The organism is Streptomyces luteireticuli (assembly GCF_041519305.1).
GTDB classification, from domain to species: domain Bacteria; phylum Actinomycetota; class Actinomycetes; order Streptomycetales; family Streptomycetaceae; genus Streptomyces; species Streptomyces luteireticuli.
In genome coordinates, this window is record NZ_CP167927.1 from 3,446,182 (window position 1) to 3,469,322 (window position 23,141).

23 protein-coding genes and 1 tRNA gene are annotated in these 23,141 nt (G+C 72.8%); 8 read left to right on the forward strand and 16 right to left on the reverse strand.

The genetic code is table 11. From position 1 onward, the window contains the following. Positions 1 to 69: 69 nt before the first annotated feature. Positions 70 to 915, forward strand: a complete 846-nt coding sequence (locus AB8735_RS15150) for a DsbA family protein (protein ID WP_372407855.1) — start codon at positions 70 to 72, stop codon at positions 913 to 915. Next, on the forward strand, positions 912 to 1,790 hold the full coding sequence (locus AB8735_RS15155; RefSeq protein WP_372407857.1) for a cytochrome c biogenesis CcdA family protein: 879 nt from the start codon (positions 912 to 914) through the stop codon (positions 1,788 to 1,790). Before AB8735_RS15150 ends, AB8735_RS15155 begins: the two co-directional genes overlap by 4 nt. Here the strand turns inward: AB8735_RS15155 and AB8735_RS15160 are convergent. Then, positions 1,754 to 2,353 carry a lytic polysaccharide monooxygenase gene (locus tag AB8735_RS15160; RefSeq protein ID WP_372407859.1) on the reverse strand — a complete coding sequence of 200 codons (600 nt, stop codon included), beginning with the start codon at positions 2,351 to 2,353 and terminating at the stop codon, positions 1,754 to 1,756. The genes AB8735_RS15155 and AB8735_RS15160 overlap by 37 nt on opposite strands. Before the next feature lie 195 nt (positions 2,354 to 2,548). Continuing rightward, positions 2,549 to 3,427, reverse strand: coding sequence for an NlpC/P60 family protein (locus AB8735_RS15165; RefSeq protein WP_372407861.1), 879 nt, complete (start codon positions 3,425 to 3,427; stop codon positions 2,549 to 2,551). A 242-nt stretch (positions 3,428 to 3,669) separates the two neighbouring features. Between AB8735_RS15165 and AB8735_RS15170 the strand changes: the two genes are divergently transcribed. The 4 genes from AB8735_RS15170 to AB8735_RS15185 all read left to right on the forward strand — a co-directional run bounded on the left by AB8735_RS15170 (position 3,670) and on the right by AB8735_RS15185 (position 8,600). Then, positions 3,670 to 3,743, forward strand: a tRNA-Lys gene (locus AB8735_RS15170). A 101-nt stretch (positions 3,744 to 3,844) separates the two neighbouring features. Next, positions 3,845 to 4,540 (forward strand): FadR/GntR family transcriptional regulator, encoded by a 696-nt coding sequence (locus AB8735_RS15175; protein WP_344030251.1) that lies wholly within the window; start codon positions 3,845 to 3,847, stop codon positions 4,538 to 4,540. Positions 4,541 to 4,773: 233 nt separating this feature from the next. Further along, the gene (locus AB8735_RS15180; protein WP_344030254.1) at positions 4,774 to 6,633 is read left to right on the forward strand and encodes a cellulose synthase catalytic subunit; all 1,860 of its coding nucleotides are present in this window, start codon (positions 4,774 to 4,776) and stop codon (positions 6,631 to 6,633) included. Next, the gene (locus AB8735_RS15185) at positions 6,630 to 8,600 is read left to right on the forward strand and encodes a kelch motif-containing protein (RefSeq protein WP_344030257.1); all 1,971 of its coding nucleotides are present in this window, start codon (positions 6,630 to 6,632) and stop codon (positions 8,598 to 8,600) included. The genes AB8735_RS15180 and AB8735_RS15185 overlap by 4 nt, the downstream gene beginning before the upstream one ends. Positions 8,601 to 9,013: 413 nt before the next feature. Here the strand turns inward: AB8735_RS15185 and AB8735_RS15190 are convergent, their stop codons facing one another. The 13 genes from AB8735_RS15190 to AB8735_RS15250 all read right to left on the reverse strand — a co-directional run bounded on the left by AB8735_RS15190 (position 9,014) and on the right by AB8735_RS15250 (position 20,613). Next, a complete protein-coding gene (locus tag AB8735_RS15190) occupies positions 9,014 to 10,078 on the reverse strand; it encodes a glycoside hydrolase family 6 protein (protein ID WP_372407864.1) in 1,065 nt (354 codons plus the stop codon). A 164-nt stretch (positions 10,079 to 10,242) separates the two neighbouring features. After that, the gene (locus AB8735_RS15195) at positions 10,243 to 10,908 is read right to left on the reverse strand and encodes a class F sortase (RefSeq protein ID WP_372407866.1); all 666 of its coding nucleotides are present in this window, start codon (positions 10,906 to 10,908) and stop codon (positions 10,243 to 10,245) included. Between the two features lie 10 nt (positions 10,909 to 10,918). Beyond that, positions 10,919 to 11,521, reverse strand: a complete 603-nt coding sequence (locus AB8735_RS15200; protein WP_344030267.1) for a hypothetical protein — start codon at positions 11,519 to 11,521, stop codon at positions 10,919 to 10,921. A gap of 114 nt (positions 11,522 to 11,635) precedes the next feature. Beyond that, on the reverse strand, positions 11,636 to 12,415 hold the full coding sequence (locus AB8735_RS15205; RefSeq protein WP_344030270.1) for an HAD-IIA family hydrolase: 780 nt from the start codon (positions 12,413 to 12,415) through the stop codon (positions 11,636 to 11,638). A gap of 111 nt (positions 12,416 to 12,526) precedes the next feature. Continuing rightward, complete coding sequence (locus AB8735_RS15210) at positions 12,527 to 13,579, reverse strand: 2-aminoethylphosphonate ABC transporter substrate-binding protein (protein ID WP_372407869.1); 1,053 nt, start codon at positions 13,577 to 13,579, stop codon at positions 12,527 to 12,529. 48 nt (positions 13,580 to 13,627) lie between these two features. Continuing rightward, on the reverse strand, positions 13,628 to 14,425 hold the full coding sequence (locus AB8735_RS15215; RefSeq protein WP_372407871.1) for an ABC transporter permease: 798 nt from the start codon (positions 14,423 to 14,425) through the stop codon (positions 13,628 to 13,630). Beyond that, positions 14,412 to 15,266, reverse strand: coding sequence for a 2-aminoethylphosphonate ABC transporter permease subunit (locus AB8735_RS15220; RefSeq protein WP_372407872.1), 855 nt, complete (start codon positions 15,264 to 15,266; stop codon positions 14,412 to 14,414). The genes AB8735_RS15215 and AB8735_RS15220 overlap by 14 nt, the downstream gene beginning before the upstream one ends. Further along, positions 15,259 to 16,332: an ABC transporter ATP-binding protein gene (locus tag AB8735_RS15225; protein WP_372407874.1), complete on the reverse strand. Its 1,074-nt coding sequence runs from the start codon at positions 16,330 to 16,332 to the stop codon at positions 15,259 to 15,261. Before AB8735_RS15225 ends, AB8735_RS15220 begins: the two co-directional genes overlap by 8 nt. Next, positions 16,329 to 17,021, reverse strand: coding sequence for a phosphonatase-like hydrolase (locus AB8735_RS15230; protein ID WP_372407876.1), 693 nt, complete (start codon positions 17,019 to 17,021; stop codon positions 16,329 to 16,331). Before AB8735_RS15230 ends, AB8735_RS15225 begins: the two co-directional genes overlap by 4 nt. 8 nt (positions 17,022 to 17,029) lie before the next feature. Continuing rightward, entirely contained in the window at positions 17,030 to 18,151 is a 1,122-nt protein-coding gene (locus AB8735_RS15235; protein WP_372407878.1) for a TIGR03364 family FAD-dependent oxidoreductase, read from the reverse strand. A gap of 103 nt (positions 18,152 to 18,254) precedes the next feature. Then, complete coding sequence (locus AB8735_RS15240) at positions 18,255 to 19,010, reverse strand: GntR family transcriptional regulator (protein WP_372407880.1); 756 nt, start codon at positions 19,008 to 19,010, stop codon at positions 18,255 to 18,257. Positions 19,011 to 19,368: 358 nt separating this feature from the next. Beyond that, the gene (locus AB8735_RS15245; protein ID WP_372407881.1) at positions 19,369 to 20,145 is read right to left on the reverse strand and encodes a hypothetical protein; all 777 of its coding nucleotides are present in this window, start codon (positions 20,143 to 20,145) and stop codon (positions 19,369 to 19,371) included. Between the two features lie 156 nt (positions 20,146 to 20,301). Continuing rightward, on the reverse strand, positions 20,302 to 20,613 hold the full coding sequence (locus AB8735_RS15250; RefSeq protein ID WP_344030300.1) for a hypothetical protein: 312 nt from the start codon (positions 20,611 to 20,613) through the stop codon (positions 20,302 to 20,304). A gap of 155 nt (positions 20,614 to 20,768) precedes the next feature. On the opposite strand from AB8735_RS15250, the gene AB8735_RS15255 reads away from it, so the two are divergent. Next, positions 20,769 to 21,890, forward strand: coding sequence for a Gfo/Idh/MocA family oxidoreductase (locus tag AB8735_RS15255; protein ID WP_372407883.1), 1,122 nt, complete (start codon positions 20,769 to 20,771; stop codon positions 21,888 to 21,890). Further along, the gene (locus AB8735_RS15260; protein ID WP_372407884.1) at positions 21,887 to 22,435 is read left to right on the forward strand and encodes a GNAT family N-acetyltransferase; all 549 of its coding nucleotides are present in this window, start codon (positions 21,887 to 21,889) and stop codon (positions 22,433 to 22,435) included. Before AB8735_RS15255 ends, AB8735_RS15260 begins: the two co-directional genes overlap by 4 nt. Here the strand turns inward: AB8735_RS15260 and AB8735_RS15265 are convergent. Then, the gene (locus tag AB8735_RS15265; RefSeq protein WP_372407886.1) at positions 22,395 to 23,099 is read right to left on the reverse strand and encodes a hypothetical protein; all 705 of its coding nucleotides are present in this window, start codon (positions 23,097 to 23,099) and stop codon (positions 22,395 to 22,397) included. The genes AB8735_RS15260 and AB8735_RS15265 overlap by 41 nt on opposite strands. Between the last annotated feature and the right edge of the window lie 42 nt (positions 23,100 to 23,141).

Genomic DNA, 23,141 nt, shown 5'->3' on the forward strand with positions numbered 1-23,141 from the left:
CCGCACGGCCCGCGCCGGGCCGCGCTTCGGCATGTCCGGATTCCGTACGACCCAGGAGCCTCGCCTCTCATGTCCAGCAGCAAGTCCCCCAATTCCCCCGCGTCCCCCACCACGAAGAAGCCCGCCGCGCAGAAGCTCGCCGCACAGCGGGCCGCCGCGAAGAAGGCCGCCGAGAAGAAGGCCAAGGCCGCCCGCTCCCGCCGGGTCGCCGCGGCCGGCGCCGTCGTCGCCCTGATCGTGGCGGTCGTCGCCGTCGGCATCGCCGTCGCCAAGGGCTCCGGCGGCGGCAGCCACAAGCCGTCCGCGTCCTCCTCCGCGGATCCGCAGCAGGCCCTCTACGACCAGGTCGAGCGGACCACCAGCCGCCGCGCCAAGGACGACCCGATGGCCGTCGGCAAGCCGGACGCCCCGGTCGTGCTGGTGGAGTACGCCGACTACCAGTGCTCGTTCTGCGGCAAGTTCACGCGCGAGAGCCAGCCGGAACTGATCAAGAAGTATGTCGACGAGGGCGTCCTGAGGATCGAGTTCCGCAACTTCCCGATCTTCGGCGAGCCCTCGGTGCGCGCCGCCCGCGCCTCCTGGGCGGCCGGACAGCAGGGCCGCTTCTGGCAGTTCCACGACGAGCTCTACGCCAAGACCCGCAAGGGCGACGCCCTCGCCGAGGACAAGCTGGTGGACATGGCCCGCACGGCAGGCGTCCGCGACCTCGACCGCTTCCGCTCCGACCTGAACGGCTCCGCCGCCGCCGACGCCGTCAAGAAGGACCAGGAGGAGGGCTACAAGATCGGTGTGTCCAGCACCCCGTCCTTCCTCGTCGGCGGCCGGCCCGTCGCGGGCGCCCAGCCGATGAAGGAGTTCGAGGCCGCCATCGCGCAGGCGAAGGCCGCCGCCGAGGCCGCGAAGGCCGGCAAGTGACCGACATCGGCTACCTCGCCGCCTTCCTCGGCGGCGTCCTCGCCCTGGTCAGCCCGTGCAGCGCGCTGCTGCTCCCGGCGTTCTTCGCGTACTCGCTGGCGAGCCCCGGCCGGCTGCTGGCCCGCACCGGCGTCTTCTACCTGGGGCTCGCGACCACGCTCGTCCCGCTGGGCGCGGCCTCCACGGCCGCCAGCCGGCTCTTCAACGGCCACCGCGACGCGCTGGTCACCGCGGGCGGCTGGATCGTCATCGTCCTGGGCGCCGCCCAGATCCTCGGGCTCGGCTTCGCCTCGAAGAAGGCCCAGGCCGCGGCCGGGCGGATCACCCCGACCACGGCCGCGTCCACCTTCCTGCTGGGCTGTGTGTACGGACTGGCCGGCTTCTGCGCGGGGCCCATCCTCGGCTCGGTGCTGGCGATGACCGCGATGCGGGGCGAGGTGGCGAGCGGGGCCGCGATGCTCGCCGTCTACGCGCTGGGCATGGCGCTGCCGCTGTTCGTCCTCGCCCTGTTCTGGGACCGCTTCGGGCTCGGCCGCCGGCGCTGGCTGCGGGGCCGCGAACTGCGCGTCGGACGGCTGAGGCTGCACACCACCTCCCTGGTCTCCGGGCTGTTCTTCATCGGGATCGGCGTCCTGTTCCTGCTCTACGACGGCACGACCGGGCTGCCCGGCCTGCTGGACGCGGACCAGGAGGCGGGCCTGGAGGAGACCGCCTCCCGGCTGGGCAACGCCGTGCCCGACTACGTCCTGCTGGCCGTCGCCGCCCTCGCGGTGGCCGGCGTGCTGGCGCGCATCGCGCTGCGCCGACCGCCGGCCGAGGACGCGGACGAGGACGCCGCTCAGGAGGAGGAGAGCCGCACGTCCGAGCAGGCGTAGAACGCGTTCCCGGTGTCGGCGATCGTCCAGACCGCCAGGATCAGCCGCCTGCCGGTCCGGTCGGCGGGGACCGTGCCCTGGTGGGTGACCGTGGCGTCCGGGGTCCGGCCGTCGTAGGGCACGGTCAGGAACGGCTGCGGATCCAGGTCGGCCCGGGTGAGCGGGCGGGTGGGGTCGTAGTGGTCGTTGGTGAGGTAGTAGCTGAAGTCGGTGGTCGCATGCCGGGCCGTCAGCCGCCAGCGGAAGGTGGTGGACCGGCCCGCCGTGAGGTCCGTGGCGGGCCACTGGCCGCCGCGCGGGTCGTCGAGCTCGGCGAAGCGGCCGTTGCCGCCCGCACAGAGGGTGCCGTCGGCGGGCCCGCCGCCGGGGAAGCCCTTCGGGCCCTCGACGCTCTGCGGCTCCCACTGGATCTCGCCGCAGTCCCGCACTGTGCCGTTCGCGCAGAACTGCTGGCGGCTGGTGGGGGCGTCGGTGTAGCCGTGCGCCCCTGCGCTGCCGGTGGAGAGCAGGGAGACGCAGGCGACACCGAGGCCGACGATCACCGCACCGGTCCTTCCGCGCATGCTTCGCTTCTTCCTGGGCATGCCTCGCTCCTGAACGTGGGGGGTTCGGTGAGCTGGTGGTGGGGGGAGCCGGTACGACGGGCCACCGCGTGCGGGACCCGCCGCATACCGGGCCATGCGGTCCAGACCAATACGGAGGCTAGTACCGGCAAATAGTCATGTCCAGGCCAAAGTTGACGACGGTTCGGCCGCCGTTCACCGGGACGCCGCACCGTCGGAACCGGCCACGATCCCGAACTCCGGCCCGCCGTCCGGCGCGCGCCGCACCGCACGCCCGCCCGGCAGCCGCACCCGCCCGTACAGGTTCGGGCTGTACCGCGAGAACGTCGAGATCCGCACCTTCGTCCCCGGCCGCGCCGCCTCCAGGTACCGGCCGCCGCCCAGATAGATCGCCACGTGGTGCACCCCGGAGGCCCGCCCGTCGGACGACCAGAAGACCAGATCGCCCCGGCGCAGGGCGCTGCGCGGTATCCGCGCGGTCGCCCGGTACTGATCGGCGGCGATGCGCGGCAGCCGCGCGCCCGCGCGGCGGTACGCCTCCTGTACGAGCCCGGAGCAGTCCCAGCGGTGCGGCCCGTGCCCCCCGAGCGCGTATGGATCACCGATGTGCGCCACGGCGTACGCGACGGCGGCCTCCAGCCCCCCGCGCCCCCCGGCCCCCTCGGCGTCCCCTTCCCCGAGGGCCTCGGGAAGCCCCTCCTCCGGACCGGACGCCGCTTCCGCCTCCGCGTCCGTTTCCGGGAGGGCCGTCTCCCCGGCCGGGGCGGGCGCGCCTTCCTCCGGGGCCGCCACGGGATCCGGATAGCCCTCCGGCGACGGGTCCGACGGGCCCGGCAAACCCGATGGATCCGACGGATCCGGCGACCCCTGGGCCGCCGGGACCGCCACGACGGGATCCTGCGGGTCCCCGGCCCAGGCGCCCGCCGGACCGGATCCGGCGATGACGGCCGCGCCCACCGCCGCGACGAGGGCCCCGCGCACGGCACCCCGGCGGGCGCCCCCCTCATCCCCCTTGTCGTCACTCTCCGCAGACCCCCCGGGCCGCGCGCGGCCGCCGGATATCGCGTCGCTCACCGGTGTCCGCTCCCTTCCACCGCCGTCCGCACCGGCCCGCGCACACTCCGGCGGGCGCCCTCGGTCGTCCGCGGCACCGCTCGGCACAGCGTCTCAGCGGTACGCGCGCCCCGCACTCCGCCGCCCGCCCCGATCGGCCCCGCCCGCCCCGACCAGCAGGGAAAGAGGCCGGGCCGGGGTGTACTCCGCCAGGGTGGTCGGAAGCACCCCCAGGAGTGAGGTAGAGTTTTCTCTGTCAGCAGGCGCCGCTAGCTCAGTTGGTTAGAGCAGCTGACTCTTAATCAGCGGGTCCGGGGTTCGAGTCCCTGGCGGCGCACGACAACCGAGAGGCTCCTCACGCACAGTGAGGGGCCTCTCGGCGTTGACCAAGGCTTTCATGTGCTGGCCAAGCGGATGCCGGCAGGGCATGGTCTCCCAATGGCCAGTGACCTCCTGGAGCGGATCAAGCAGATCGTCATCGACCGTCGGCTGCCGCCGGGGGCACCCCTGCCCACCGAGCGGGAACTGACGGAACTGCTGGGGACGGGGCGCACCTGTGTACGCGAGGCGCTCAAGGCGCTCCAGGCGCTGGGCGTCGTCGAGATCCGGCACGGCTTCGGCACCTATGTGGGCCCGATGACCCTGGCCCCGGTCACCGAGGGCCTCGTCTTCCGCACCGTGGCCGGCCACCGGCGCGGCGAGGACAGCCTGCTCCAGCTGCTGGAGCTGCGGGAGGCGGTGGAGACCGGGCTGGCGTGGCGGCTGGCCGGGCGGATGGCGGAGCCGGACCTGGCAGAGCTCGACGCGATCGTCGCCCGGATGGAGGACGAGGCGCTGACCGGCCCCGTCCGGGCGGAGACCGACCGCGCCTTCCACGCCGCCTTCTGTCGGGGGCTGGACAATCCGCTGATCGGCGCGGTGCCCGAGGCGTTCTGGAACGCCTTCCACCGGCTGCGCGACGGGGTGCGGGACGGGGCCGGGGCACCCCCGGACCCCCGGACGGTCTGCGCCCGGCACCGGGCCATCGTCGCGGCCGTACGGGCGGGTGACGCGGTACGAACAGAAGAGGCCATCCGCGATCACTTCTGCGACATTCGTACGCGTCTCCGAAAGGCGTACCGCTTTGCCCGGTAAACAGCTTGTTTCGGCCTTGCGATCATGACACGGGGTCCGAGATCCTGATCCCACAGCTGTCTTCCAACCCCACCGCCGTCGCGGGGAGTTGGCGGCGCCGGAGGGAGCCGGCGCCGGGACGGCCGCACGTCCGGACCAGGGGCTTCGGCCGAGGGGGCCGCCGGGCCCGCGCACCAGCACACCACGCGGCCGCGCCGCGTGCGGGGGGAATGACCATGCGGGGGGAATGACTCATGACGTCCACGCCTGCCGACGCCCGGCGGACGACTCCTTACGATCCCGCGGTGGGCGACCCCGCGGTCACCACCCGGCTGCGCATCCCGGCCCCGCCGGCGCCGGAGGACGCACGGCGCAGACCCGCGCCGCGCCCCGCCCCGGCGGAGAGACCGCCCCGGACCGCACACCAGCGCTACGACTACGAGCACTACAGCCGGCTGGCCGGCCCGCTCACCCAGCCGGGCCCCGGCCCGTACCGGGTGCGCTACCGCAGCCTGCTGGCCGACGAGCCGCACCGCGTCCAGGCCGCCCTGCTGCTGGGCCTGGCCCCCGTCGTCTCCGTCGTCCTCCTGGTCTGGCTGCTCCAGCCGGCCCACTGGACGCACCGGGACCACGCGACGACGCTGATGCGGATCCTCGACGCGATCATGCTGGCGTCCATCGCCCTGATCGAGATCTTCCGCACGCTGAACGTCGTCTCCAACGCGCACGCCACCCTGGTCGCCCGCGACCCGATACCGGTCGTTCCGGAGACCGGCACCCGGGTCGCCTTCCTCACCTCGTTCGTCCCCGGCAAGGAGCCGATCGGGATGGTCACCCGCACCCTGGAGGCGGCGGTCCGGGTGCGCCACCGCGGCCCGGTGCACGTCTGGCTCCTCGACGAGGGCGACGACCCCGAGGTCAAGGAGGTCTGCCGCCGTCTGGGCGTGCACCACTTCTCCCGCAAGGGCGTCGAGAAGTGGAACAGGCCGAAGGGCCCGCACCGCGCGAGGACCAAGCACGGCAACTACAACGCCTGGCTCGACGCCCACGGCGACGACTACGACTTCTTCGCCTCCGTGGACACCGACCATGTGCCGCTTCCCAACTTCCTGGAGCGCATGCTCGGTTACTTCCGTGACCCGGATGTCTCCTTCGTCGTTGGACCTCAGGTGTACGGGAACTACGACGCGGCCGTGACCAAGGCCGCAGAGAGCCAGCAGTTCCTCTTCCATGCCCTCATCCAGCGCGCCGGCAACCGCTACGGCTCGCCCATGTTCGTCGGCACCAACAACGCCGTGCGCATCAGCGCCCTCAAGGGCATCGGCGGGCTCTACGACTCCATCACGGAGGACATGGCCACCGGCTTCGAGCTGCACCGCCACCGCAACCCGGCCACGGGCCGCAAGTGGCGCTCCGTCTACACACCCGACGTCCTCGCGGTCGGAGAGGGCCCGAACGCATGGACGGACTTCTTCACCCAACAGCTGCGCTGGTCCCGCGGCACCTACGAGACGATCATCAAGCAGTACTGGAAGGGCCCCTTCACCCTGCGGCCCGGCCCCTTCCTCAACTACACCCTGATGGTCGTCTACTACCCGATCACCGCGGTCAACTGGATGCTCGGAGCCGTGAGTTGCGCCCTCTTCCTGGGGCTCGGCGCGGCCGGCATCACGATCGACTCCCAGGTGTGGATGATGCTCTACAGCGACGCCGCGGCCCTCCAGATCGGCCTCTACATCTGGAACCGCCGGCACAACGTCTCCCCCCACGAGCCCGAGGGCTCCGGCGGGGTGGCCGGGATGGCGATGTCCGCGCTCTCCGCGCCGATCTACGCCCGCTCGCTGTTGGACGCCGTACTGCGCCGCAAGAGCCGGTTCGTGGTGACCCCCAAGGGCGACTCGGCCAGCCCGGACACCCTGTTCGGCACCTTCCGCATCCACCTCTTCTTCCTGCTGATCTTCGGCGGTTCGCTGGTGGCCTCGTTCTTCCTCGGCCACGCCCACGCCGCGATGCGCACCTGGGCGGCGCTGGCCGTCGTGATCACGGTCGCGCCCATCGTCGCCTGGTGGTGGACCGTGCGCCACGGCAAACGGCCCGAGGGAGCCCAGACATGAGACTCCGGACCACAGGACTCCGGAACCGCCTGCTCACCCGCCGCACCCGCCGCACCGCGGTGGGTGCGGCGGTCGTGCTCGTTCTGGCGGGCATGAACGGGCCGGCGATCTGGGGCTACGCCTCCGGCCAGTACCACGACTACAAGATCAACCAGCCGGGGTACAAGGCGAAGAACGGCCACTGGGACGTCGTCGACGTCCCCGACGAGTACCGGATCAACACGATCCACGCCGCCCTCCTGCACACCGGCAAGGTGCTCCTGGTCGCCGGCTCCGGGAACAACGCGGCCAACTTCAAGGCGAAGTCCTTCCGCACGGTCCTGTGGGACCCGAAGGAGAACACCTTCAAGAACGTCCCCACCCCCAAGGACCTCTTCTGCGCCGGCCACTCCCAGCTGCCGGACGGCAGGCTCCTGGTCGCCGGCGGCACCCAGCGGTACGAGAAGCTGGGGGGCGACGTCACCAAGGCCGGCGGCCTGATGGTCGTCCACAACGAGAACCCCGACAAGCCGATGACCTTCCCCTCCGGCACGGTCTTCACCGGCAGGGCGACCGGCAAGTCCTTCGAGTCCAAGGACGCCGTGCTCGTCCCGCGCGCCAAGAAGGACCAGGACAAGGACGGCAAGGTCAAAGTCACCGTCAGCACGGCCCGGGTCTACGTCGAGGCCCTGGAGAAGGGCGAGAAGTACGCCACCGGCCTCACCGACAACTACCGCATCGACGGCCTCAAGGGCGACGACTCCCGGAACTTCTATGGCATCGCCAACAAGCTGTCCTTCGACAAGAAGGACTTCCAAGGGATCAAGGACTCCTTCGAGTTCGACCCGGTCGCCGAGCGCTACGTCACCGTCGACCCGATGAACGAGGCCCGGTGGTACCCGACGCTCACCACCCTCCAGGACGGCAAGGTCCTCTCCGTCTCCGGCCTCGACGAGATCGGCCAGGTCGTCCCCGGCAAGAACGAGATCTACGACCCGAAGACCAAGAAGTGGAGCTACCTCCCGAAGGAGCGCTTCTTCCCCACCTACCCCGCCCTCTTCCTCACCGACAAGGGCAAGATCTTCTACACCGGCTCCAACGCGGGGTACGGGCCCGCCGACAAGGGCCGCGACCCCGGCGTCTGGGACCTGGGGAACAACTCCTTCATCCCCGTCCCCGGCATCAGCGACCCGGACATCCTGGAGACCTCGATGTCCGTGCTGCTGCCCCCCGCCCAGGACCAGCGGTACATGGTCCTCGGCGGCGGCGGGGTCGGCGAGGACAAGAAGTCCACCGCCCGGACCCGGATCGTGGACCTGCACATGGACCGCCCGCGCTTCAAGGACGGCCCCGACCTGTACGCCAAGGCCCGCTACCCCAGCAGCGTCATCCTCCCCGACGACACGGTCCTCACCACCAACGGATCCGGCGACTACCGGGGGCGCAGCAACTCCAACATCCTCAAGGCCGAGGTCTACGACCCGCGCACCAACTCCTCGCACGCGGTGGCCGATCCGCTGGTCGGCCGCAACTACCACTCGGGGGCGCTGCTGCTGCCGGACGGCCGGGTGATGACCTTCGGCTCCGACTCCCTCTTCCGGGACAAGGACAACACCATGCCCGGCGTCTTCCAGCAGCAGATCGACCTCTACACCCCGCCGTACCTCTTCCGCGACGGCCGCCCCGAGATCAAGGGCACGGAGCCGCAGGTGGTCAAGCTGGGCGGCAAGGCGACGTACCGGGTCGCGTCCGCGCGGCCGGTCGCGAAGGCGCGGCTGATCCGGCCGGGGTCGTTCACCCATGTGACCAACATCGAACAGCGGTCGATCGCACTGGAGATGACGCGGAACGGGAGCTCTTCGGTGACGGTCACCCTGCCGAAGGATCCCTCGCTGGTGCCGCCGGGTTGGTACATGCTGACCGTCGTGGACGATCAGGACACGCCGGCGGAGGCGGTGTGGGTGAAGGTGCCGGTGGTGGAGAAGTAGGGGGTTTTGCCCCCGGCCCGCCCTTTCGCCGTTTCCCGCAGGGGCTGCGCCCCTGCGCCACCCTGCTCGCGCTGCCGCGCGGTGGGCGGGGCTCCGCCCCTGCGCCCCAGCGGGGGCTGCGCCCCCTGGCCCCCGAAGCGCCCTCCGGGCGCTGTCCTCAAGCGCCGGACGGGCTGAATTGCGCGCTCGCGCGGAATACCGGCCCGGGCGCGCAATTCAGCCCGTCCGGCGCTTGAGGACGAGCGGCGGAGCCGCGACAAACGGGGTCCGGGGCGGAGCCCCGGAAGCAGGGGTGCAGGGGGCGCAGCCCCCGCCGGGGCGCAGGGGCGGAGCCCCGCCCACCGCGCGAAGCGCGGTACCGGGCCCGGGGCTTGCCCCGGAAGAAACGGTGAAAGGGCGGGACCGGGGCAACCTCAAGACCGCGCGTTCCGCGCCAGCTCCAGCGCGTACGTCTCCCACCACTCCCCCGCATCGGGCCCCCCCTTGCACGCCCCGTCCGACTCCCCCGGCCGCTTGATCCACAGGTAGGCGTCGGCCAGCCGGTCACCGGTGTGGGTGGTGGGGGGATCACCCAGCGCCCGGCCGGCCGGGTTGCACCATGCCTTCTCGTGGTCGCCGCCGGAGCCGGAGGACAGCGGCCCGTTCCCGTTCCGGCTGGTGTCGATGACGAAGTGCTTGTCGCCGACGAGGGCGGACAGCGCCCGCCCGTACTCCTTGCTGTCCTGCGTCGTCTGGAAGTTGGAGACGTTGAGGGCGAAGCCGTCGGCCCGGTCGATGCCGGCCCGCCGCAGCGGCTCGGCCATCCGGGCCGCGGGGGTGATCCAGTTGGGGTTCCCGGCGTCGAGGTAGACCTTCGTCCGCGGCAGCGCCTTCAGCTTGCGGACGGCCTCCTTCAGCAGCGCGTACCGCTCCTCGTGGAACTGCTGTGGCGTACAGCCGTCCTCCATGTGCGGCAGCGCGTCCGGCTCCAGGATCACGGTGGCGCTGCGGTCGCCGATGCCGGCGGCGGCGCGGTCGAGCCAGGCGCGGTAGGAGTCCCCGTCGGAGGCGCCGCCCTGCGAGTACTGGCCGCAGTCGCGGTGCGGGATGTTGTAGAGGACGAGCAGCGCGTCGCGGTCGGCCCGGGCGGCGGCCTCGGTGAAGCCGCGGGTCTGGCTCTCCGGGTCGTCCACGCCGATCCACTCGGCGACGGGCTGCTGGGCGATTCTCCCGATGAGGGCGGCGTCCTGCTCCTTGCCTGCCTTGCGCAGCTCGGTGACCTGCCGGGCGGCGGTCCCGTCCGGGTTCACCCAGTACGGGGACTGGGTCCGGGGGAGCTGGGAGGGGGAGGCGACGGCGGGCCGCGGGGATCCGGCGGAGGACGCCGGGGAATCGTCGGAGGAGGAGCAGCCGGCCAGGAGCACCAGGGCCCCTGCGGTGACCGCCCGGACGAGGGCCGCGCGGGCCCGACGGGCGTGGCCGGTGTGACTGCCGTACATCCACTCCCCCTTGGGGTGTACCTCCGGGGGCGTCTTCGGCCCCTCGGGACAACGACCGGTCGCCCCCATGCTGGCACAGCCGGGTCCGCGGCCGGGGCCGGTCATCTCATGACACGACATCGGATCGCTCTGAAGGAGCACCACAGGCGCAGTGCGCGGGGTCTTCACGCCGGTCCCGTTCCGGTCAGGTAGGCCGAGACGACCACGTTGGCGTTGTACTGGCGGCGGGCCCGGTCGTAGTCGCCGCCGCAGGTGATCAGGCGGAGTTCGGCCCGGCCCGCGGTGTGCGGCCCGTAGACCCGGCCGGCGTCGAAGTGGTCCTTGCCGAAGACGGTGACGTCGTCGACGGTGAACTCGGCGGTGGAGCCGTCGGCCCGGGCGACGCTGACGGTCTCGCCGGGTCTGAGGCTGCCGAGCTCGTAGAAGACCGCCGGTGCGCGGTCGGTGTCCACGTGGCCGACGAGGACGGCCGCGCCGGGGCTGCCGGGCTGCGGGCCGCCCCGGTACCAGGCGACGGTTCCGGGACGGTCGTACGGCGGTGGTTCCACCGCGCCCTCGCGGGTCAGGCCGCGGCCCTCGATCGGGGCCCTGAGGCCCATGGCCCGGATGGCCAGGCGCTGCGGCGGCGCCCCGGGCAGCGGGGCGAGCGGCGGCGGCAGCGCGCGGACGGGCGGGCGGCCCGCGGCGGCGATGTCGCCGGTGGCGGGCCAGGAGCCGGGGGACACCTCGGTGACCTCGCGTCCCCACAGCCACAGGGCGCACAGCAGGGCCGCCCAGGCCACGCCCGTCAGCAGGCGGCCGCGGCCGCTGGCGCGTACGTCGTCGGACACGGGACGCCGCTCACCGGCGTCCGGGCTCGGTGCGGCGGCGGTACCAGATCAGGGCGCCGGCGATCACGACACCGGCGCCGCCGAGGACGAGCCCGGGGGTGCCGGGCGTACTCGCGACGGCGGACGGCGCGGTGCCGCCGCCGCCCGCCGGTACGGGGGCGACGGGCAGGCCGTGCTCGTGGTCGTGTTCCTGGCCGTGCTCGTGGTCGTGCTCGTGTTCCCGCCCGGTGAGGGCGGCGTGGCCGTCCCGGCCGTCGGGCACCGCGTCGGGCACGACGGTCAGCACGCCCTCGGCGACCGACTCGCGGCCGTCGCAGTTGACGCGGACGGGGTATGTGCCGGCGGACGTCGTGGAGCGGACAGTGGCCTCGGCGAAGTGGCCGGTGGTGTCGCGGGCGAGCCGGGCATCGGTCACGAACGCCTCCGAGACGGCCGTGGCGCGATCGCCGGTACAGCCGGAGACGCGCACCTGCACGTCGGCTCCGGGCCTGCTGGTGACGGGAACGAGCTCCACCGTCCGGGCCGTCGGGGGATCGTCGAGGGCATGGACAGGGGCGGCACCGACGGCGACCGCCGTCAGCGCACCGCAGAGTGCGGAGCGGACTGAAACCATGGTGAACCTCCTGACACCTCAGAGGTTCACCCGGCGGGGACGTGCGGCGCATCCGCTCCGTCCGCCCGTTACTCCAATCGGTGACGGACCGGATGCGCGTGCCGTCCGTACGGGTCACACCAGGTCGACGAGGTCCGCGATGGAGTCGACGACCCTGGACGGGCGGAAGGGGAAGCGGTCGATCTCGTCGGGCCGGGTCAGCCCGGTGAGCACCAGGAAGGTCTCCATGCCCGCCTCCAGCCCGGCGAGGACGTCGGTGTCCATCCGGTCGCCGATCATGGCGCTGGTCTCCGAGTGGGCGCCGATCATGTTGAGTCCGGAGCGCATCATCAGCGGGTTCGGCTTGCCGACGAAGTAGGGCTCGCGTCCGGTCGCCTTGGTGATCAGGGCGGCGACCGAGCCGGTGGCGGGCAGGGCGCCCTCGGCGGACGGGCCGGTCTCGTCGGGGTTGGTGGCGATGAACCGGGCGCCGTTGTTGATCAGCCGGATGGCCTTGGTGAGCGCCTCGAAGGAGTAGGTCCGCGTCTCGCCCAGGACGACGTAGTCGGGGTCGGCGTCGGTGAGGACGTAGCCGACGTCGTGCAGCGCGGTGGTGAGCCCGGCCTCGCCGATGACGTACGCGGTGCCGCCGGGGCGCTGGTCGTCCAGGAACTGGGCGGTGGCCAGGGCCGAGGTCCAGATGTTGGCGGCGGGGACGTCCAGGCCGATCCGCTGCAGGCGGGCGTGCAGGTCGCGCGCGGTGTAGATGGAGTTGTTGGTCAGCACGAGGAAGGGCCGGCCGGACTCGCGGAGCTTCTTGACGAAGGCGTCCGCCCCGGGCACCGGAATGCCTTCGTGCATCAGCACACCGTCCATGTCGGTGAGCCAGGATTCGATGGGCTTGCGCTCTGCCACGTGCGGAACTCCTGCCGTGCTGTGCCCCGGACGGTGTCTTCGGGGACCGGGGACATCGAAATGAACCGGGACGGCAGGGCTCGCCCGCCGCCCCGGCACCTCACAGCCTAGTCAGCTTCCGGTGGCGCTCTTCCAGGCGTCGACGTACGAGGTGAGGTTGCGGTCGATGTCCGCCCAGTCCGGGTGGAACACCTCGGTCCCCTGCATGATGTCCGTGAGGGCCTTCGCGTTCTTGTCGGTCGCCCTCACGTCCGTACGGACCGTGAAGCCGCCGGCCACCGAGGAGACCTGCTGCTGTACCTCGGCGGAGAGCAAGTGGTCGAGGAGTCTGCGGGCGTTGTCGGCGTGCGGCGCGCTCTTGACCAGCCCGGCCGCGTAGGGCAGGGCGAACGTGCTGGGCTTCCTGCCGTCGGCCGCGGGGAAGAAGATCCCCTGGTTCGGCATGGACGCCATGTCGGCGAAGTTCATCTGGACGTCGCCGTTGGCCACCAGGAGTTCGCCCTTGTCGGTGCGCGGGGCGAGCTGGCCGGTGGAGGAGGACGGGCCGACGTTGTTCTTCTGGAGCTTCTTCAGATACTCCATCGCGGCGTCCTTGCCGCCGAAGTCCTGCATCGCCTTGATCAGGACGGCCGTTCCGTCGCCCGCGACGCCGGGGGTGGAGTACTGGAGCCTGCCCTTGAAGCGGTCGTCCAGCAGGTCGTTCCAGGTCTTCGGCGGGGACTTCAGCTCCTTCGTGTTGTAGATGAAGCAGAAGTAGTTGTTGACGACGGAGGTCCACTTGCCGTGCGGGTCCTTGTCGCCGGAGGCGACCTTGTCCCAGTCCTTGGGCCGGTACTCCGCCAACAGGCCTTTCCCGTCGGCCTGCTGGATGAACGGCGGCAGGGTGACGACCACGTCCGCCTTGGTGTTGCTCCGCTCCCGGGCCAGGCGCTGCACCACCTCGCCGGAGCCGCCCTCGACGTACTTGACCTTGATGCCGGTCCTCTTCTCGAAGTCGCGGAAGACGCGGTCGTAGAAGCCGGACCCGTTCTCGGACTTGAGGCCGTCGGCGCTGTAGACGGTGACCTCCTTCGCATCGGATCCGCCGGTGGTGCCGCAGGCGGTGAGCGGGGCGAGGAGAGCGGCGGCGAGCAGCGCGACGCCTCCGGTGCGGATGCGGGACATGACGGGGGGAACTCCTCGGTGAAAGCGGCGGACTTCAGCGGGCGGACTTCAGCGGTACGAGGCGCGGGTGCGCACCCGGGAGACGGCGAGCAGCACCAGCAGCGTCGCGGTCATCAGGACGACGGCGAGGGCCGCGCCCGCGAAGAGGGCGCCGCGGTCGGTGGCGCCGAAGATCTTGACCGGCAGCGGCAGCCAGTCGGGCGGGTAGAGCATCATCGTGGCGCTCAACTCGCCCATGGACAGGGCGAAGCAGAGCCCGCCCGCGGCGCCGAGGGAGGGCAGCAGCAGCGGGAGGCGCACCCGCCGCAGCACGTACGCGGGGGACGCGCCCAGGCTCGCGGCGGCCTGTTCGTACGCGGGGTCGAGGCGGGCCAGCGCGGCCGTGACCGACTGGTGGGCGAAGGCCGTCACCAGGACGGCGTGGGCGACGACCACGATCTGCGGCGTGCCGTTGAGCGGCAGGGGCGGCCGGGAGAAGGCGACGAGCAGGGACAGCCCGACGACGACCGACGGGACGGCCACGGGCAGCATGAACAGGCCGTCCACCAGCCGTCGTCCGCGCGGGCCGAGCCGGGCGGCGGCCAGCGCGGACCACGTCCCCGCGACGAGGGCGAGGACGCTCGCGGCGAGGGCGGTGAGCAGGCTCGTGGCCAGGGCCTCCGGGGCGTCGCCGTGGACGACGTCGCGGTAGTGGGCGAGCGTCGCACCGGAGGGGAAGGCTCCGCTCCAGGAGGTGGCGAACGAGGCCGCGACGATCACCAGGAACGGGAGCGCGAACACGGGCAGGAAGAGGACGAGGAACGCGGCGTGGACCAGGCGGCGGGCGGTGCGGCTATGCACGAGCACGGCGGAGTCCTCCTCTGGTCAGGACGGTTCTGTAGAGGGCGTAGAGTCCGCCCGACAGCGCGATGTTGACCACCGCGACGACACAGGCGGCGATCCAGTCGCCGTCGAGGATCGCCCTGCTGTAGATCAGCACCGGCAGCGTGGTGACGTCCTTCGCGCCGGTGAACAGCACGATCCCGAACTCGTTCAGGCACATCACCAGCACCAGCGACCCGCCCGCGGCGAGCACGGGCAGCGCCTCGGGCAGGATCACCCGCCGCACGATCCGCGGCGCCTTCGCCCCGAGCGACGCGGCCACCTCCAACTGGGCCGTCTCCAGCTGCGAGAACGCGGCGAGCAGCGGCCGCATCACGAACGGCGTGAAGTAGGTGACCTCGGCGAGCAGGACGCCCCACCGGGTGTGCAGGAAGTCGAACGGGCCGGACGCGTCGCCGGTGACGTCCGTCCAGAGGCCGTTGGCCATGCCGGCCCGGCCGTAGACGAAGAGCAGCGCGAGCGTGATGAGGAAGGAGGGGAAGGAGAGGAAGACGTCGACGAACCGCCCGACCGCCCGGCCTCCCGGGAAGGGCACGAACGCGATCACGAGCGCGAGCACGAAGCCGAGGACCAGGGCCCCGGCGGTGGCGCCGACGGCGATGAGGACGGTGTTGCCGAGGGCGTCCCGGAAGGCGTCCTGCGCGAAGACCTGCCCGTACGCGGCGGTGGTCGTCCCTCCGTCGCCGCCGAGGGACTCCCGGACGACGAGGCCGAGCGGATAGAGGAAGAACAGTCCGAGGACGGCGACCGGGGGCAGGGCCAGGGCCCAGGGCACAAGGGACCCCGCCCCACGACGGCTACGCATGGCCCGCCCCCGCCGGCAGCAGCACCGCGTCCTCCGGCGCGAAGTGCAGCGTCACCGGCGCACCGGGCGCCGGCGGCTCGCGCAGTTCGAGCACGTCCGCGCACACGCGGTGGCCGGACACCTCCGCGTACACCCGGTGCGTCGCGCCCCGCCACTGCACCTCGGACACCGTGCCGCGCAGCGCGTTCGGTCCGTCGCCGAGACCGACCATGTGCGGGCGGACGCACAGCGTCGCCGCTCCGCCGGGAAGGCCGCCCGGTACGCCGGGTACGCCTGGTACACCCGGTACGGACAGGGGCGTGCCCGCGAAGGAGACGCCGCCCCCGTCGGCCACCGTCACCGGCAGCAGGTTCGCGCTGCCCACGAACGACGCCGTGAACTCCGTGCGCGGACTGCGGTAGAGCTCCCGCGGCGTGCCGCAGTCGCGCAGCCGCGCGCGGTCCATGACCGCGATGCGGTCGGCCAGTGTCAGGGCCTCGGCCTGGTCGTGGGTGACGTACAGCATGGAGACGGCGGGCAGTTCGCGGTGCAGCCGGGCGAGTTCGGCGAGCATGTCGGAGCGCAGGCGCGCGTCCAGCGCGGAGAGCGGCTCGTCCAGGAGCAGCACCCCCGGCCGGATCGCCAGCGCCCGCGCGATCGCGACGCGCTGCTGCTGCCCGCCCGACAGCTCGCGCGGGTAGCGCCGGGCGTAGGCGGACATGCCGGTCATCTCCAGCGCCTCGGCGACCCGTTCGGCGACCGTCGCCCGCGGGGTGCGGCGGGCCTTCAGCCCGAACGCCACGTTGGCGTCGACCCGCAGGTGGGGGAAGAGCGCGTACTGCTGGACGACCATCCCCACGCCCCGCCGGTGCGGCGCGAGCCCGGTGACGTCGCGGCCGTCGATGAACACCCGCCCGGAGGACGGCCGGACGAAGCCGGCGACGGCCCGCAGGGCGGTGGTCTTGCCGGAGCCGGAGGGTCCGAGGAGGGCGACGACCTCGCCGGGTTCGACGGTGAGGTCGAGGGAGTCGAGGACGGTGGTGCCGTCGTAGGCGACGGAGACGGAGTCGAAGCGTATGCCGGTCACGGTCCGGCCTCGTACGCGGCGATGGCGTCCGGGAGTTGGGCGACGGAGTCCAGCACCACCGTCGCGCCCGCCGCGCGCAGCGCCTCCGCGCCGTGCGCCCCGGTCAGGACACCGGCCACGACCGGGGCCCCGGACCGCCGCCCGCTGACCATGTCGTACGACGTGTCGCCCACGACCGCGATGCCGCCGACGCCGTCCGCGGCGTGCGTGCGCAGCAGGGCGGTGAGGGCCATGTCGGGGTACGGCCGCCCGCGGCCGCCCGCGTCGGCGGGGCACAGGGCGAGGTCGACGAGGCCGTCGTCCCAGCCGAGGGCGGCGAGGATCGCGTCCTGGGTGACACGGGCGAAACCGGTGGTGAGGGCCACGGTCCGGCCCTCGCCGCGCAGCCGCTCGATCGCCTCCCGCGCGCCGGGCAGGGGGGCGCAGTGACCGGCGTCGACCAGCCGTGCGTAGGCCGCCTCGAAGGCGGCGTTGGCGCGCCGGGCCAGGGCCTCGTCGCCGCCGCTCAGATGGCGGAAGACGGAGATCTTGGATTCGCCCATCGTGGCGCGGACGTAGGCGAGTTGCTCCTCGTACGCCGCCGTGCCCAGCGTTTCTGCCGCCGCCTCGGCGAAGGCCCGCTCGACGAGTCCGTCGTCGGCGACGGTCGTCCCGGCCATGTCGAGGACGACCAGCTTGATGCTCTCCATGCGTCGCCTCACCATCCCAGCGCGTCGGCGGTCGCCTCGGCGATGGCCGGGGAACAGGTCATGCCGCGCCCGCCGGGCCCGGTCACCAGCCAGACGCCCTCGCGCACCCGCTCGCGGTGCACGACCTTCCCGGCCTCCAGGCACTGCGCGTACACCCCGGCCCAGCGGCGCCGGACGGGCGGCAGCCGGCGGCCGAGGATCGACTCGGCGACGGTCGTCAGATGGGCGTACGGGTCCTCGTCCACGTCGAAGGCGAACGGGATCCCGTACTCGTGGGTGTCGCCGATCGTCAGCCCGCCGTCGGCCCGTTGGACCATCAGCAGCTGCATCCTGTGCTCGGCGGCGACGGGCGGCTGCGGCCGGGCGGCGGCGAGGGCGTCCAGCTCCGGGGAGCGGTAGGCGGGGTAGTAGCGGAAGCTGTCGGCGTCCGCTACGGAGGTCGGCAGCGGCTCGTCCAGTGGCGCTGTCTGCATCATCTGCAACCGGACGCGCCGTATGGGGAGTTGCGGCGCCAGCTCGCGGACGAGGCCGCCGAGCCAGGCGCCGGTGCACAGGACGACGGCGTCGCCGGTGTGGACGTCGCCGTGGTCGTCGCGGACGGCGTGCTCGCCGACGACGTCACGGACCTCGCGTCCGCCGAGGAAGGTGTAGCGGCCGGAGGCGGCCAGCGCCTCGCGCAACGCCCGCTGGGCGACGCGGGGTTCGACGGCGGCGTCGCGGCCGCACCACAGGGCGCCGAGGAGCTCGCCGCGCAGCGCGGGGTTGCGGCGGCGGGTCTCCTCGGCGTCGAGGAGCTCGTAGCCGCGCGCGGCCGCGTCCGGGCGGGCGGCCGCGGCGCGGGCGACGGCCAGCTCGGCCTCGTCGGTGACGACCGTCAGCGATCCGTTGGCACGGAACCCGAGGCCCGGGACGCGGGCGCCGATCCCCTCCCACAGCTCTCTGGCCCGGAGGGCGGTTTCCAGCTCCTCCCCGGCGGCCCGGCCGCCGACCCAGACGAGGCCGAAGTTGCGCACGGAGGCGCCCCGCGCCTCGGCCTCGCGCTCGATGTGCACGACCTCGTGGCCGCGTTGGACTGCGTGCCAGGCGTGCAGGGTTCCCAGCACGCCGGCTCCGACGACGATGACTCGCATGTCCGGAACGCTCCTCGGGGCAGATGACGGCGCGGGGGACGGCCGACTACCACGTGGTGAACCGCCCCCCAAACTTGGACTAGACCCGTTACGTTTCCGTTACCTACCCCCGGAGGTGTGCGGTAAACGAGAACCGGTCCCCGCGGTAGAGCGAGCGCACCCGCTCCAGCGGCCTGCCGTCCGTGTCCCGCGACACCCGGTGGATCAGCAGCATCGGCAGCGCCGGGGGCGTCCCGACGAGCAGCGCCTCGCGCGGCGTGGCGAGCACGGTCTCCAGCCGCTCGTCCGCGTCGCCGAACTGGACGCCGAGCCGCTCGCGGAGATAGCCGTAGAAGGACGAGTCGGGCTCGAACTCCTCGTCCAGCCGCGGTACTCGGGCCACCGCGACGTAGGTGCTCTCCAGCCCGACCCGCTCGTCGTCCGCGAGCAGCACCCGCTCCATGTGCCAGACGGGCTCCCCGGCCCGCGCCCCCACGTCGGGCGCGAGCGCCTCCGGACACGGGAAGCGGTCGAGCCCGATCAGCGAACGGCCCGGCCGGCGGCCCTGACGGCGCACGCCCTCGGTGTAACTGGCCAGCGCCAGCGGCTGCTCCAGCTTGGGCCCGGCGACAACGGTCCCCCGCCCCATCCGTTGCAGCCGCCCCTCCAGCAGCAGTTCGCGCAGGGCCTGACGGACGGTCTCGCGCGCGACGCCGAAGCGGACGGCGAGATCCCGCTCGGTGGGCAGGAGCCCGCCCTGGCCGAGCTCGTCGAGGAGGGCGGTGATGTGCGTCTTGACCGCGTAGTACTTGGGCACCCGGCCGTGCTCGGGAACGCCGTCGCGGTGGGGGGCGCCGGGGGTGCTGTACGAGTGATCCACGGGGCGATCCTCGCAGGGGCGGTGCGGGTCGGTGGGGGTCGGGGGCGGGGCGGGACGGGGTCTTCCGGGGCTGCATTATTTACGGCCGTGCGGGCCCTACGAATGGGTGCCGTTGTCCATGGCCGCAAATAACGCGTCACGCCCTCTCCAGACCCCGTCCCGCCCCGCCCCCTTCGGCCGTCCGCCAAATCAGCCCGTCTGGGGGTTGCCCCCTCCGGGGAGTTTGAGGACAGCACCCGAAGGGTGCTTCGGGGTCAGGGGCGCAGCCCCAAACCAGCCCGTCCGGCGTTTGAGGACACCCGCGCGGAGCGCAAAGAAACGGTGAAAGGGCGGGCCAGGGGCAAATCCCCCTCCCACCTCAACGCCGCATCCGCCGCGCCCACAACACCAGCCCCACCCCACCCCCCACACACCCGAGGGCAAGCAGGACGACCAGCACGGGATCCACGGCCCGCGAACCGGCCCCCGTGTCGGCGAGAACCGGCGGACCGGGCTGCTGCCCGTCCGGCAGGCTCGCCCGCGGAGTCGGCCCCGGGGTGGCGGGCGGCACCGCCGCCGACCCGACGGTGAACGTGTAGTCCTCCGACTCCCCCACCCACGCCCCATCCGCCCCCCGCCGCTGCACCGCCGCCACATTGGCGGTGACGGGCCCCTCGGGCGCCCCGTCGGCGAACCCCAGGCGCACCGGCACGACAACCGTCCGGTGCGCGGGAACATCGAAACCACGGAACTCCGGCGAAGGCGAACGCCCTTCAAAAACACCGACGTTCTCCGCCTCCTCCGTCCGCTCGAAGCGCACCGGCCGCCAGCGCGCGCCCTCACGGTCGTAGAACTCCATCCGGACATCCTGCGGCCGGAGCGCGCGGGCCTGGTCGGACAGGACAACGACGGGGTGCACGGCCCGGCACCCGGTGCCGGTGTCGTTGCGCAGGTCCAGCTCCCAGGCGGGGGCGTCGGCGCCGCGCTCGTAGACGGCCGGGCCGCCGCTCAGCCGTGAGACGACCGGGAAGTCCCGGCTGCCCGGGTCGCCGCACCCCGGCCGGTCACCGGCGGAGGCGGAGGCAGGACCGAACCCGACGGCACAGACGGCGAACGCACCGACGACGGTGATCCGCAGCGCACGGGACAGCAGCATCGTGGAACCTTTGCGGGTCGGGACACCGGCCGGGACACCGGTTCGCGGAAATCCGCTTCGCCGGGAACATCCCCGTCCCGCCGCCGGAGCGCGGCGGACACGACGGGAAGTCCCCCGGCCGGCCGCCGGATTCCGCCCATTGGGCGGAACCCCGGCTCAGGCGCACAGGGCGTAAAGGGTGACCGTGCGTCCTCCCTGGGTCCCGGGGAGCGGAGCGGTGGTCACCGCCCACCCCTTCCGGTCCGCCGTCGGGTGCGTGCTCCGCATGTAGTACTTGCCGGGCGGGCTGATCTGCGCCCCGCCGCTGTGCACATGCTCACGGCCCGGGCAGTAGATCGTGTGGGTGGCGGTCCGGGCCGTGGGAACCGTGAACGTCCGGCTGATGCCGTGCTGGACGGCGTCGGCCGGGGAGGGGGTGAGGAGGACGAGCAGCACGGCGGCGGGCACGGCGACCAGAGCGGATCTCATGGCGGTTCTTCTTCGCGAAAGGTGCATCACGCCAGGAACAACGCGTTTTCCCGGCAACAGTGCGGAATGGCGCAATCCGTTCCCTCGGACGAGTGAGAGCCCGCCCGGACTCCCCGGCTCCGTTACGCCTCCCCCGGTGTGCCAGAGTGGCAGTCATGGACGGCACCCCAGGCACCCCAGGCACCCCAGGCCCCCCTGGCACTTCCGGCACTCCCCTCCGCGTGGGCCTCATCGGCTACGGCACCGCGGGCTCGTTCTTCCACGCCCCGCTGATCGCCGCCACCGCGGACCTCGCCCTCGACACGGTCGTCACCGCCAACCCCGACCGGCAGCACCAGGTCCGCACCGAGCACCCGGGGGCCCGGACCGCCGCCACCGCGGACGAGCTCTTCGCCCGCGCCGACGCCGGTGAACTCGACCTGGTCGTCGTCGCCTCCCCCAACCGCACGCACGTCCCGCTCGCCCGCCGCGCGCTGGAGTCCGGACTGCCGGTCGTCGTCGACAAGCCGCTCGCGGCGACCGCTGCCGAGGCGGAGGAGCTGGCCGCGCTCGCCGACGAACGCGGGCTGCTGCTGAGCCCGTTCCAGAACCGCCGCTGGGACGGCGACTTCCGCACCGTCCGGAAGCTGGCCGAGGACGGGACCCTCGGCCGCGTCCTGCGCTTCGAGTCCCGCTTCGAGCGCTGGCGTCCGCACCTCAAGGGCGGCTGGCGCGAGTCCGGCGACCCCGCCGAGGTCGGCGGGATCCTCTACGACCTGGGCAGCCACCTGGTCGACCAGGCCCTCGCCCTCTTCGGCCCCGCCGAGACCGTCTACGCCGAGGCGGACGCGCGCCGCCCGGGCGCCGAGGCGGACGACGACACCTTCATCGCCCTCGGGCACGCGAACGGCGTCCGCTCCCATCTCTGGATGAGCGCCGTCACCTCCCAACTCGGCCCGCGCTTCCGGGTGCTGGGCAGCGACGCGGGCTACGTCAAATACGGCCTCGACCCCCAGGAGGCCGCCCTCCGCGAGGGCCTGCGCCCGGGAGAGGGCCCCTGGGGCACCGAACCGCAGCCCGCCTGGGGCCGCCTCGGCGCGGGCGAGTCCCCGCTGACCGGCGGCGGCGAACCGGTGCCCACGCTGCCCGGCGACTACCCCGCGTACTACGCGGCCATCGCCCGCGCCCTGCGTGACGGCGGGCAGCCGCCGGTCACGGCGGCGGAGGCGGCGGCGACCTTGCGGGTGCTGGAGGCTGCGAAGCGGTCGGCGGCGGAGGGACGGACCATAGTTCTGTGAGCGGCGCGGTCGTCACCGTCGAGACGATGGACGGCGCCGGTGCCACGGCGGCCGAGGACGCCTTCCGGCTCGTCTACGCCGAGGCGTTCGCCGAGCCGCCGTACGGGGAGGGCGAAGCCGAAGTCGCCCTGACCTTCCGCCGGTTCAGGACGGAGGCCCGCCGCCCCGGCTTCCGCGCCGCGCTCGCACGGACCGCCTCCGGCGAACCGGTCGGGATGGCCCTGGGCCGCCCTCTCGACGCGGAGATCCTCTGGTACGGCCTGCTGCCGGCGGGCGCCGTACCGCTGCCGGGCACGTTCGCCCTGCTGGAGCTCGCGGTCCGCGCGCCCTGGCGCGGGCGCGGCATCGCCCGTCGGCTGCACGACGCGCTCCTCGCCGGCTCCGGAGCGGAGCGCTGTGTGCTCACCGTCGACCGCGAGGCGGCGCCCGCACGAGCGGCGTACCGCTCGTGGGGCTACCGCGAACTCGCCGAGGGGGAGCGGGATCTCGCGATGCTGCTCGGGATCAGGCGAACGGATTGCACACCGGGACGCCCGCCCAGGTGACGTAGACGTACAGCTCGCCCTTGCGCGTGGTGCAGAAGGAGACGACCTTCGAGCCCAGGTCCGTCAGCGCGGCGACGAGCATGGTGGCCGGGAGCAGGCTGCCCAGGGACGCGAGGGTGACCACGCTCGTCACGACCTGGACGAGGTCCTTGGTGATGTCCACCCCGGCCTGGACCTTGCCGGTGACGAACGGATCCAGGTGGATCAGCAGCCCGAACCAGGTCACCTTGACGCTGATGCCCTGCGTCAGCTGGGTCTCCGCGCTGCGCGGAGCGATCGCCGTGGCGGCATCGACGACCACGCCCTCGCTGTCCTTGCTGACGGCGAGGCCCTTGCCGACGAGCGCGTCGAGACGTTCGGTGGCGGTCCTGACCGCGTCGATGGCCTTCTGGCCGATGCCCGCGGCCTGGGCGCCCTTGGCGTCGAGGCTGTAGCTGCCGTTGGCGTAACTCACGAAGGGCGCAAGAGCCTTGCGCTCGGCGTCGGTCAGCCAGCCGACGCTCGCCGTGTCCTTGGAGCCCTTGGAGTCCTTGGATATCTGCACTACCTGCGGCGTGGCGGCCGGTGCGTCGCTCGCGGCGTAGGCCGGCAGGACGGTCGCGGACAGGATGGCTATGGCCGTGCTCAGGCCGAGGCCGGTTCTCAGGAGGGTGGACGGACGCATGGCGGCACTCCTGGGGTGGGGGGGTAGCGGCCCCAAGACTTC